Source organism: Bacillus luti (assembly GCF_009739945.1).
Taxonomy (GTDB): Bacteria; Bacillota; Bacilli; order Bacillales; family Bacillaceae_G; genus Bacillus_A; species Bacillus_A luti.
In genome coordinates this window covers 1,569,485-1,582,318 of record NZ_CP040336.1, presented here as the reverse complement: position 1 = coordinate 1,582,318, position 12,834 = coordinate 1,569,485, and the positions used below count along the sequence as shown (strand labels likewise).

Here is a 12,834-nt window from a genome sequence, read left to right as displayed (position 1 = left end):
ACTCATCCTTTCTTTAACTTTTTCTGTAAGCGATACAGTTCGTTCATCGCTTCTAAAGGTGTCATATCAAGTAAATCAATTTTTTTAATTTGTGCAAGTACTGCCGTTTCTTTTGCATCTAGAACTGGCTTGTCTTGTTTTTTCGAAGACTGTTCTCCACCAAAGAATGATAATTGTGATTCTTCTTCAGTCTCTACTTTCGCCCTTTGTACTTCTACTGGCTCTTCTTTTACAACTACAGGTTCTGGAATAACTTCTTGCTCCTGCACTTTCACTTCTACACGCTTTGGAATAATAATTTCTTCCTGTCCTTCTAGTTGTGCTAACACTTCTTTCGCACGAGCGATTAAACTATCTGGAAGCTCCGCAAGTTGTGCAACATGAATTCCGTAACTTTTATCAGCTGCTCCATCTTGAATTTTATGAAGGAATACTACTTTTCCGTTCTCCTCAATTGCTGAAACGTGTACATTCTTCAGTTGATCTAGACTTTCTTCTAGCACCGTCAATTCATGATAATGCGTAGAGAATAACGTTTTCGCACCAATTTGGTCATGAATATGTTCAATGATTGCTTGTGCAAGTGCCATACCATCATACGTAGATGTACCGCGTCCAATTTCATCGAATAAAATTAAACTTCTTTCTGATGCATTTGCAATTGCATTTTTTGCTTCTAACATTTCGACCATAAATGTACTTTGACCTGATATTAAATCATCCGCTGCACCAATTCTCGTAAAGATTTGATCAAATACAGGTAATACTGCTTCTGTTGCTGGTACGAAACAACCGATTTGCGACATAACCGTTACAAGTGCTAATTGTCTCATATACGTACTTTTACCAGACATGTTCGGTCCTGTAATTAAAAAGACATCCATCTTCTCTGGCATAATACAATCATTCGGTACATACAATTTCCCGTTCAATACTTTTTCAACGACAGGATGACGACCATCTTTAATAAAGATTTCACGCTTCGTTGTTAGTACAGGTTTTACAAACTGTTCTTCTTCACTAACTGTCGCAAAACTTTGCAGTACATCTAATTCACTAATTACTTTCGCTAAATGCTGTAATTTCGGAATGAAGACTTTTACCTCTTCACGAAGCGCTGTAAATAAATCGTATTCTAGTTGTACAATTTTTTCTTCTGCTTCTAAGATTAATGTTTCTTTTTCTTTCAGTTCATCTGTAATGAAACGTTCCGCATTAGCAAGCGTTTGTTTGCGTTCGTAGCGGCCTTCTGGAAGTGCTGCAAGATTCGCCTTCGTCACTTCAATGTAGTAGCCGAAAATACGGTTGTACCCGATTTTTAACGATTTAACTCCTGTAATATCACGCTCTCGTTTTTCAAGCTCAGCGATCCATGTTTTTCCGTTTTTACTAACGTAACGATATTGATCAAGCTTGTCATTATAACCGTCTTTAATAATATCTCCATCTTTAATAGAAAGCGGTGGGTTTTCTTGAATACTTCTTCCTAGTAATTCAGTTAAGCTCTCACATGGATCCGCTCCTTGAATTAACCTTGCTGCATAAGCATTATCTAACAAACTAATCGCTTCTAAAATAGCTGGTACTTGAAGTAAAGATCGTCTTAACTGTAATAAGTCCCGTGCATTCACATTACCAAATGCAACTTTCCCTGCTAAACGTTCTAAATCATATACTTCTTTTAGTTTTTCTTTTAAATCTTCACGTAAGAAGTAATCATTTACAAATGTCTCAACCATTTCTAAACGCTCTTCAACTTTTTCTTTCTGAATAAGTGGACGTTCCATCCACTGTTTTAACATACGACCACCCATAGCTGTTTTTGTTTTATCTAATAGCCATAATAATGATCCTGTTTTTTCTTTCGTTCGAAGTGTTTCTGTCAGCTCTAAATTTCGCTTTGAATGCACATCAATTTTCATAAATTGATTCGTATAATAAATTTCTACTGGTTGCAAGTGATCTAACGAACGTTTTTGTGTTCTTATTACATAGTTAAATAAGCGTCCAATTGCTTTAATTAACTTTGCTTGTGAAACATTTTTCACAAGATGTTCTAATCCTTCCGGAATAGTTGTTGCATCTTCATACGAAATCGTCATTTTTAATGTTTCAGTTAACTTTTTTAGTTCATCTTTAGAAAAGGAAGAATCTACAACAATTTCTTTCGAACCAGTTGCATACACTTCTAATAAAATATCTTCTACTGAACCTGTTAACAACGTTACTGTATTTTGTCCAGTCGTTAAATCATTACAAGCTAAAGCATACGATCCATCTTCAAAATGTGTTAATGCTGCTAAGAAGTTATTTTCTTTCTCATCAATCGTACGCCCTTCCATCATCGTTCCTGGCGTAATTAGTTGTACTACTTCACGGCGCACTACACCTTTAGCTGTTTTTGGATCTTCCACTTGCTCACAAACAGCTACTTTATATCCTTTTTCAACAAGTTGTTCAATATAATTTTTAGCTGCATGATGCGGTACACCGCACATCGGTATACGATCACTACTGCCACCATCTCGGCTCGTTAATGTAATTTCAAGTTCATGAGCTGCTTTAACCGCATCTTCAAAGAACATTTCATAAAAATCACCTAAGCGGAAAAATAAAAAGGCATCTTGATAGTCTGCCTTAACCTTTAAATATTGCTGTATCATAGGCGTATATTGCGTCATACTTTTCCTCCATAATTCTTACATAATAATCTATTTTCATATATGTCACATTTCACGGACACTCTTATCTCCTATTTCAGGAGTCTTTCTTCATTATAGCACATTTCATAAGGAATCATGTTCATTCAAGCACCACTTATGTAAAGTAAAAAGCTAGGAAGAACTTCTCCCTAGCTTTCTATTACTCTTCTTCTGCATCAACGATAAAGTTCGGGTCTAACTCTTCAAACTCATCATCATCGATTTGGAAATCTTCGTCTGATTCTACACAACCTTCAGGATTTACACTTACACAAATTTTCGTTTCGCCAACTACTTCTGTTACAAATTCACGTTCTACAGTTACAACAATTTTATTACCGTTTGGTGACACAAGAGCTTCTAAACAATTTGGCGGCTGAATAACACGAGCGATAATTTCTAAATCATCACCAGAAAAGTTTTTATCACGATAGCCAATGCTTACTTCATCCGTGTAGTTCACACGTTCTGTTACAACTTCTGTCTTTGTATTGCCATCAAATGAATACCAAGTGTTCACATCATAGAAACCTTCAATTTCCACATGCTTTCCGTTCTTTCTTGCTTCATACGAGTGGTTAATTACCCAGCACCCTAAAATACTTGTTGGCTCATTATTCGATTCACATGTATGCGTTGACTTTGTATACTTACGTCCTTTTCCAACCACTGCTTTTGTAATAATCTCTCTAAATTCGGACATTCGTAACCCTCCTCAATCACTATTCACTTAATCATATGCGTGACAATAGCGGAATGTGTCATTCTTTTTTCGAGAAGAACTTACGTTTAATCCACTAAAAAAAGAGATGTCAATTCGACATCTCTTTAACAACCACAATTTCCTTTTTTACTTTCTACCGCTGCGCCCGTTTCACCCTTCAATACATCGCCATTAGTTGAAATTAATATTTCATCTGTTACGTTGTTAGAAATCGTACTTGCAACTAGCTGTAGTAAGTCATTTACGTATGTTTGTGAAGATTTAAATTCTTGTACGACTGGGATACTATCTAACTTATCTTGCAGGGCATCAATTTCAGCTTCTACTTTTTTCAAAGCTTCCCATTTCCCGTAATGTTGCAAGTTTACTGCTTGTTTTTGCAGTGCTTTAATTTCATCAATTGCACGCTTTACATTTTCATTTTTATGAATTTGCGCCTCTGCTTTCTTAAAGAAATCAACTTCTTCTGTTTCAGAAATCATTTTTGCTAATTCTTTCGCTTGCTCAACAATTTCATCTTTCGAATATACTTTCATCTATTATTCCACCTCAATCGGCTCTTCAACTAATTCTCCGTTAAGAGACCAAGTTTTTGCATCCGTTACTTTTACTTTCACAAGCTGACCAATTAAAGATTTTGAAGCGACGAAATTTACAAGTTTATTCGTACGAGTATAACCTGCAAGTACTTCCGCGTTATTTTTACTTTCCCCATCAACTAACACTTCTACAATTTGCCCTTTATAACGATCGTTCTTTTCAATCGCCAATTTATTTACTAATGCATTTAAGCGTTGAAGACGTTCTTTCTTCACTTCCATCGGTACGTTATCTTTCATTTTCGCAGCTGGTGTACCTTCGCGCGGTGAATAAATAAAGGTAAAGGCAGTATCAAATCCTACTTCACGATATAGCGACATCGTTTCTTCAAATTGTTCATCAGTTTCATTTGGGAAACCGACGATAATATCAGTTGTTAATACCGCATTTGGAATTGCTTCTTTAATTTTTCTTACAAGCTCTAAATAATGCTCACGTGAATATTTACGCGCCATAATTTTTAACATATCTGTACTTCCAGATTGAACCGGTAAGTGAATATGTTCTACTAAGTTTCCACCTTTTCCAAGCACTTCAATTAAGTGATCATCGAAATCGCGTGGATGGCTCGTTGTAAAACGAATACGAGCTATATCAACTTTACGGAGTTCGTCCATTAAATCGCCTAGACCGTATTCTATATCTTCAAAGTCTTTACCATATGCATTTACGTTCTGTCCAAGTAACGTAATTTCTTTATAGCCATTCGCAGCTAAATGACGAATTTCTTGGATAATGTCTTCTGGACGCCTGCTTCGCTCTTTTCCACGTGTATACGGTACGATACAATATGTACAGAACTTATCACAGCCATACATAATATTTACCCAAGCTTTAATATCACCACGGCGTACTTTCGGAAGGTTTTCAATTACGTCCCCTTCTTTTGACCAAACTTCAACTACCGTTTCCTTCGAGAACATTGCATCTTTTAGAATGTACGGTAATCTATGAATATTATGCGTTCCAAACACCATATCTACATGCTGATTTTTTTGCATAATTTTATTTACAACAGATTCCTCTTGAGACATACAACCACATACACCAATTAAAAGGTCCGGATTTCTTCGTTTTAGTGATTTTAAATGACCTAGTTCACCGAACACTTTATTTTCAGCATTTTCACGAATGGCACAAGTATTTAATAATACTACATCTGCATCCTCAGTTGAAAAGGTTGGCTCATATCCAAGTGCAGTGAAAATACCAGCCATTACTTCAGTATCATGCTCATTCATTTGACAACCATATGTACGAATATAGAACTTTCTCCCTGTACCAAAATTGCGAAACTCTTCAGGTAAGCCAAAATCCCGTTCAATTTTAACTTCTTCTTTCCCTCGCTTTTTCGCATCTTTTAAGGATGGTGGTTGGTATACATTTTCAAAGTATTTGCTATAATCTTTCTCTTCTTTTTTCGTAGAGGAATTTGCTTGTTGACTTGCTAATCGTTGTTGCTCGTTCATCGGTAATCTCCTTTCACCCTTAACTATACACACTCTATAGTCCATTTTAATGCGCCTAGACCCACCTCAAAAATGGTTAGATAGCTTGAGAGATAACTTGTCCTTTGAAACTTGAGTAATCAATCTAATCATCCGTAAGAATGAAGTCTTCCCCACACAAATAGACATTCCCTTTTTGTATTTCTTTTGTCCTACCCAAAAGCATATTGCTTTATCCCTATAAACATTACCATAGTATGAAGCGTTTCGCCAATTTTTACAAAGAAGAAGGCTTATCCTATTATTACATTTCCTAGTTAATGAACATGCAATTTTCATACAACGATTTATATATTATTTTACCATTCTGAATTTTCTAAGTAAATATAACTACCTTATATTTTTCCTCATTAAAAAGGTTGCCAAATGGCAACCTGCTCTTCTTACATTACATAAATTCAGCAACAAGTTCATCAAACATTTTCTGATCCATATTTAAATCAGATTGCACTAAAGGCTTCTCACTATAGCCTTTTACAAGTTCTTGGTATGAAGGTTGCGCTGTATTTTGATAAATTAAACCTGTTACTAATCCGTTATTTTCCATTAACGTTTGCATAGCCATCATGCGATTAGACGGATCATATCCCTCTACTGTACTTAGTTTTGTTAAATTTTCTTTAAACCAATCGTAAGTATTTACTTTATTGTAAGTAACACATGGGCTGAATACGTTAATTAATGAAAATCCTTTATGGTTAATACCAGCTTCAATAATTTGTGTTAATTCTTTTAAATCACTTGAGAAGCTTTGCGCCACAAATGTTGCACCAGCTGTTAAAGCCATTTCCATAACATTTAGTGACGGTTCAATTGAACCTTGTGGTGTACTTTTCGTTTTAAATCCAGCTTCACTACGTGGTGAAGTTTGCCCTTTTGTTAATCCGTAAATTTGGTTATCCATTACGATGTACGTAATGTCGATATTACGACGAATAGAATGGATTGTATGTCCCATACCGATTGCAAATCCATCACCGTCACCACCTGATGCGATAACTGTTAAATCACGATTTGCCATTTTCACACCTTGTGCAATTGGAAGGGCACGACCATGAATACTATGCAAACCATATGAATTAATATAACCTGAAATACGACCTGAACAGCCGATACCAGAAATAACAGCAAGTTCATCTGGGTTTAAGCCAACGTTAGCTGCCGCACGTTGAATTGCAGCTTGCACCGAGAAGTCTCCGCAACCTGGGCACCAGTTTGGTTTTACACTGTTACGAAAGTCCTTAAATGTTGCCATTTAGTACAACCCCTTTTTTGCATTCGTTGTAAATCTCTTTTGGCAAGAATGGGTTTCCATCATATTTTAAAAGACTAGAAATTTTCTCACCATTACCAAGATTCATTTTCATAATGTTAGCAAGCTGACCTGTTGCATTGTTTTCTACAACTACAACGCGCTTCGCATTTTTCACAAGTGGATCGATTTCAGCTGTAGGGAACGGGTGAATTAAACGCACATGAGCATGGTTTACTTTCATACCCTCTTGTTCTAAACGCTCCATTGCCTCTTCGATCGCACCACGAGTTGAATTAAATCCAACAAGCAATACGTCTGCTTCGTCATGCTTAACATTTTTATAAACAGGGGTATTAAACTTCAAGTTATCCATTTTACGGAAACGTTTGTCCATTTGATCTTTACGGTTTATTGCTGATTCAGAAGGTTTACCCATTTCATCATGTTCTACACCTGTAACATGGTGAATACCATTTTTCATACCAGGTAAAACACGTGGTGAAACGCCATCTTCTGTTACTTCATAACGCTTGAAGTATGCTTTATTCTCACGTTCTGGTATTTCTATGTCTAAATCAAGCTTACCACGGCGAATTTCCACTTTATCTAACTTAAGTGGTTCTACAGTTTGTTTCCCTAAAGAAAGCTGTAAATCTGTTAAGAAGATAACAGGAACTTGATATTCTTCAGCTAAGTTAAACGCTTCTACAATATCATAGAAAGCTTCTTCAACTGTACTTGGTGCCATTACGATTTTTGGAATCTCACCATGTGTACCGTAAATCATCGCCATTAAATCAGACTGCTCTTGTTTCGTTGGTAATCCCGTACTTGGACCACCGCGTTGTGTATCAACAATTACTAATGGTGTTTCTGTAATACCCGCTAAACCAATCGCTTCCATCATTAAAGACAGACCAGGACCAGCAGACGCTGTTAATGTACGAACACCAGCATAGTTTGCACCGATTGCCATTGTACAAGCTGCGATTTCATCCTCAGTTTGGATTACTGTTCCGCCAACTTTCGGCAATTTTTTAATTAAGTATTCCATAATTTCAGATGCAGGCGTGATTGGATATGCTGACATAAAACGAGCACCACCAGCTACCGCACCAAATGCGATTGCATCGTTTCCAATCATAAACATACGTTTCTGACCATCAGCTTTTTCAAGCTGCATCATGTTTACTTTCTCACCTAGCAATTCTTTCATATATTGAGAGCCACGTTTAATTGCGTCCATATTTTTTTGAACGACTTGCTCTCCTTTACGACCAAAGATCTCTTCAACAACATCTAAATAAGCTGTTTCATCTAATCCTAATACCGCACTTGACGCCCCAACTGCAACCATGTTTTTCATTAATGATGTGCCTAATTCTGAAGCAATGTCTGTAAACGGTATCACATATAAATTCACATCTGTGTTGTCAGGTATTGTTGGATTAAATTTCGCATCCGCAACTACAATCCCACCCGGACGTAGTTCATGGAAATTAAAATCAATTGTTTCTTGATCAAAAGCAATTAAAATGTCTAAATCATCTGAGATCGCGCGTACTTCTGTTGTACTTACACGAATTTTATTATTTGTATGGCCGCCTTTAATACGTGATGAGAAGTGGCGGTAACCGTATAGGTAATATCCTAATCGGTTTAATGCAATACAGAAGATTTCTCCTGTACTTTCAATTCCTTCACCTTGTTGGCCTCCAACTTTCCATGAAAGTTGACTAATCATCTCCTACACCCCTTTTGGCTGCATTCATTGTAGTGTATTTTTTTACAGTAATAGTTTAGCATTTTTTATGCAAATAAACTACAACGGACGCAAATTATGCCTCTTCTGATTTCCCTGAATCTTTAGTATAAAGCTATTTCGTTTTTCATTCTAGTATTAGGTCTTAAAAAAATCAATAATATCAAATGAATTTATTTTAATTTTTCTGAATTTTTAAAACAAAAGTCAAAAACTTATATGTTCAACAAAATTATCGTATAAAAATCGTTCGACCATAGATGCATCATAATGTTTGTAAAGCTCATTAACTACATTTTCATACTCTCTATATGCAGTTAAATCTACAACCGTCTCCAAAATCCCATCAAAGTCTGAACCAAAGCCTATATTCTTTTCTCCACCTAAGGAACAAATATATTCAATATGTCTTACTATATCTGTTATATTCGCCTGTCTTTCGCTCGTTAAAAATTGCGGTACAAAAGTAACTCCAATCACGCTATTTTTCTTTATGAGTGCTCTAATTTGTTCATCATTTAAATTACGTGGATGTTGACAAAATTTATAGCAATTTGAATGAGATGCAATTGGATTTTTAGCAATTTCTATAACATCCCAAAAGCTTCTTTCATTCAAGTGAGACACGTCGGTCCATAAATGTAACATGTTCAGTTCTTGTACAATATGTTTCCCAAAGGTTGTTAAACCCGCCCCACGCGTCTCTAGCGCACCGTCAGCTAATAAATTGGCATAGTTCCATGTCAGCCCAAAGGAACGCACTCCCAATCGATAAAACAGCCGTAATTTCATTGCATCCTTTCCAATTGCTTCGCAACCTTCTAATGTTAACAGCGCTCCAATCTCGTCCTGTTTTAACATGTTAATGTCATCTTTTGTCTGAATAAACTTCACACCCGGTAATGATAAAATTTCATTATAAAAAATATCTACCATTTGTAATGCCACTTCAAATCGTTTTTCATATAGCACCGTTTCTGGCACATATATAGCAAAACATTGTATACTCCCTTTTCTTTTCTTTAATTGTTCAAATGTAATATGTAATTGCGGATCGTTTTTAAAATCCTTTTTCCCCTGTGCACTCCATAACTGAAAGAGTACATCACAATGAGCATCAAAAATTTTCATTTCCATTCCTCCATTATAAAAACAACCTGTTTGCATACTGCAAACAGGTTGTTTAAACTTAACGAGGTTCTACAATTAATTTTATTGCTGTACGCTCTTCCCCATCAATCATAATATCTGTGAACGCTGGGATACAAATCAGGTCCAAACCACTAGGCGCTACAAATCCTCTTGCAATTGCTACTGCCTTTACCGCTTGGTTCAATGCACCTGCACCAATGGCTTGAATTTCTGCTGTTCCGCGTTCGCGAATAACACCTGCAAGTGCACCAGCTACAGAATTAGGGACCGACGTTGCTTTAACTTTTAATATTTCCATTCCGCGTTTCCTCCTCGTTTCTATAAAAAGTATTAGCAATTATTTCACTTTAACTTATATTCACGAGGAATGACGCGTATTCCTGCTAAATTTCTGTAATTTTTCTAAAAAATTAAAAAATAATAACTTTTCTAATTTCCACCTAGAAATTACTCAAAAAATGGTTGATCATCATTAATTAAGATACGCTGAATTTTCTTAGCTTTTCCTGTATTAGGATCCACATCAACTAGCACTGCGCTTAATTGTGTTCTACCACTTGTCACTTCAAATCGTACTGGTAAGTTTGTTAAAAACTTCTTCAATACTGCTTCTCGATCCATACCTAAAATTCCATCGTAAGGCCCTGTCATACCAACATCTGTGATATATGCCGTTCCGCTTGGTAAAATACGATTATCTGCTGTAGGAACATGTGTATGTGTACCTACTACTGCTGTAGCACGACCATCAACATACCAACCTAACGCTTGTTTTTCACTTGTAGTTTCCGCATGGAAATCAATAAAGATAATATTCGTACGTTTTTTTGCAATGTTTATTAATTCATCCACTTTACGGAATGGGCAATCAATTGGAGGAAGGAATGTACGTCCTTGTAAGTTAATAACTGCCACTTCTGTTCCATTACAGTTCACAAAGATAAGCCCTTTTCCTGGAGTTCCTTCTGGGAAGTTAGCTGGTCTTGCAAGATATTTTGCATCATCAATAAATTCAAATACTTCACGGTTATCCCAAGCGTGGTTTCCAAGTGTAACCGCTTGTGCCCCGCATTCTAAAAAGTTTCGATATATTTTTTCCGTAATTCCACGTCCACCTGCTGCATTTTCTCCATTAATAATGGTTACTGTAGGTGTATATTTCTTCTTTAATGCCGGTACGTATTGTTGAATCATACCTCTACCAGGAGATCCTACTACATCCCCAACAAATAATATTCTCATATGTCTTACCCTTCCTATGTACTACATTTTTTATTACTATAGCTTCAAGTGATTCCCTTACAATATATGTATGATAAGTTTGTTTCACTTGTATGCTAATTTCCTTTATTTTAACCAATTCCAACACAAAAAAATAAAGTGGTGTTTCACCACTTTATTTTGCGTATTCCACTGCACGTGTTTCACGAATAACAGTTACTTTAATATGTCCTGGGTAATCCAGTTCATTTTCAATACGTTTTCGAATATCACGAGCTAAACGATGAGCTTCTAAATCATCAATTGTATCTGGTTTTACCAGAATACGAACTTCTCGTCCTGCTTGAATTGCGAAAGATTTTTCTACGCCTTCATAAGACTCTGAAATCTCTTCTAACTTTTCAAGACGACGAATATAGTTCTCAAGTGTTTCACTACGAGCGCCAGGTCTTGCAGCTGATAATGCATCCGCTGCTGCAACTAAAACTGCAATGATAGAAGTTGGTTCTGTGTCCCCATGGTGAGATGCAATACTGTTTATAACTACAGGATGCTCTTTATACTTCGTTGCGAGTTCGACACCAATTTCAACGTGGCTACCTTCTACTTCATGATCAATCGCTTTACCGATATCATGTAATAGACCAGCACGTCTTGCTAGTTTTTCATCCTCACCAAGCTCTGCCGCCATAAGTCCAGTTAAATATGCAACTTCCATAGAGTGTTTTAAGACGTTTTGTCCGTAACTTGTACGGTACTTTAAACGACCTAAAATCTTAATTAAATCTGGATGTAAACCGTGAACACCCACTTCAAACGTTGTTTGCTCTCCGACTTCGCGAATATACTCGTCCACTTCACGTCTTGATTTTTCGACCATTTCTTCAATACGTGCTGGGTGAATACGTCCGTCCTGTACTAGTTTATCAAGAGCGATACGAGCTGTTTCACGACGAATTGGATCGAATCCAGAAAGGATAACCGCTTCTGGTGTATCATCGATAATTAGGTCAATACCTGTTAACGTCTCTAACGTACGAATATTTCGACCTTCACGTCCGATAATACGTCCCTTCATTTCGTCATTTGGAAGATTTACAACCGAAACGGTTGTTTCAGCAACATGATCAGCTGCACATCTTTGCATTGCAAGAGATAAGATTTCTTTTGCTTTCTTATCCGCTTCTTCTTTCGCACGAACTTCACTTTCTTTTACCATTACGGCAATTTCATGAGAAACTTCACTTTCTACTTTACCAAGAATAATTGCTTTCGCTTGTTCGCGTGTCAGATTGGAAATGCGCTCTAATTCTGTTTGTTGCTTTTGAACTAACTCTCCCACTTTGCTTTCCAACTCTTCAATCTGTTGTTGTCTCGCTACAAGAGAATCCTCTTTCTTTTCTAACTGTAGCTCGCGTTTATCGAGCGTTTCGTCTTTACGATCAAGGTTCTCTTCTTTTTGCATTAAACGATTTTCTTGTTTTTGTAATTCGCTTCTACGGTCACGAATTTCTAATTCAGCTTCTGTACGAAGTGTATGAATTTCATCCTTTGCTTCTAAAAGCGCTTCTTTCTTAAGTGCTTCAGCCTCACGATTCGCTTCGTCTATAATACGTTTCGCTTCATTAGCTGCACCATTAATCTTCGCTTCAGCAATAGACTTTCGAACAAAAAAGCCAACAACTGCACCGACTGTTGCAAGCAAAATGGAGATGAGTATCCAAACTGTAGTACTACTCATGATTTCACCTCCCCTTGCTATGAATGAAAAAAGACTGTCGGCATGTACATTGAATACCAACATACAGCAAAGACCGTCGCCCCACTTTTTTAAGGGACTTTCTTCATTTCACAATTAAAATGTCATATTATTATTTCGGCAAGATTTAAGTCTTACTCCGAATATTACT

At 36.6% G+C, this 12,834-nt stretch carries 10 protein-coding genes; all 10 read right to left on the bottom strand.

The window, feature by feature from the left end; translation table 11 throughout:
- Positions 1 to 2: 2 nt before the first annotated feature.
- A complete protein-coding gene (gene mutS, locus EUC40_RS08220; protein ID WP_156574336.1) occupies positions 3 to 2,681 on the bottom strand; it encodes a DNA mismatch repair protein MutS in 2,679 nt (892 codons plus the stop codon).
- Between the two features lie 181 nt (positions 2,682 to 2,862).
- The gene (gene cotE / locus EUC40_RS08215) at positions 2,863 to 3,405 is read right to left on the bottom strand and encodes an outer spore coat protein CotE (protein ID WP_001288800.1); all 543 of its coding nucleotides are present in this window, start codon (positions 3,403 to 3,405) and stop codon (positions 2,863 to 2,865) included.
- 125 nt (positions 3,406 to 3,530) lie between these two features.
- Positions 3,531 to 3,962, bottom strand: coding sequence for a YlbF/YmcA family competence regulator (locus EUC40_RS08210; protein WP_000870462.1), 432 nt, complete (start codon positions 3,960 to 3,962; stop codon positions 3,531 to 3,533).
- A gap of 3 nt (positions 3,963 to 3,965) precedes the next feature.
- Positions 3,966 to 5,495 carry a tRNA (N6-isopentenyl adenosine(37)-C2)-methylthiotransferase MiaB gene (gene miaB / locus EUC40_RS08205; protein ID WP_156574334.1) on the bottom strand — a complete coding sequence of 510 codons (1,530 nt, stop codon included), beginning with the start codon at positions 5,493 to 5,495 and terminating at the stop codon, positions 3,966 to 3,968.
- A 427-nt stretch (positions 5,496 to 5,922) separates the two neighbouring features.
- On the bottom strand, positions 5,923 to 6,789 hold the full coding sequence (locus EUC40_RS08200; RefSeq protein ID WP_149177542.1) for a 2-oxoacid:ferredoxin oxidoreductase subunit beta: 867 nt from the start codon (positions 6,787 to 6,789) through the stop codon (positions 5,923 to 5,925).
- Positions 6,776 to 8,533 (bottom strand): 2-oxoacid:acceptor oxidoreductase subunit alpha, encoded by a 1,758-nt coding sequence (locus tag EUC40_RS08195; RefSeq protein WP_071713261.1) that lies wholly within the window; start codon positions 8,531 to 8,533, stop codon positions 6,776 to 6,778. The genes EUC40_RS08200 and EUC40_RS08195 overlap by 14 nt, the downstream gene beginning before the upstream one ends.
- 225 nt (positions 8,534 to 8,758) lie before the next feature.
- On the bottom strand, positions 8,759 to 9,718 hold the full coding sequence (locus tag EUC40_RS08190) for a dipeptidase (RefSeq protein ID WP_140163812.1): 960 nt from the start codon (positions 9,716 to 9,718) through the stop codon (positions 8,759 to 8,761).
- A 22-nt stretch (positions 9,719 to 9,740) separates the two neighbouring features.
- Positions 9,741 to 10,001 carry a stage V sporulation protein SpoVS gene (gene spoVS / locus EUC40_RS08185; protein ID WP_000404341.1) on the bottom strand — a complete coding sequence of 87 codons (261 nt, stop codon included), beginning with the start codon at positions 9,999 to 10,001 and terminating at the stop codon, positions 9,741 to 9,743.
- A 149-nt stretch (positions 10,002 to 10,150) separates the two neighbouring features.
- Positions 10,151 to 10,945, bottom strand: a complete 795-nt coding sequence (locus EUC40_RS08180) for a TIGR00282 family metallophosphoesterase (RefSeq protein WP_001221093.1) — start codon at positions 10,943 to 10,945, stop codon at positions 10,151 to 10,153.
- A gap of 154 nt (positions 10,946 to 11,099) precedes the next feature.
- Entirely contained in the window at positions 11,100 to 12,665 is a 1,566-nt protein-coding gene (gene rny / locus EUC40_RS08175; protein WP_016086643.1) for a ribonuclease Y, read from the bottom strand.
- Positions 12,666 to 12,834: the final 169 nt, after the last annotated feature.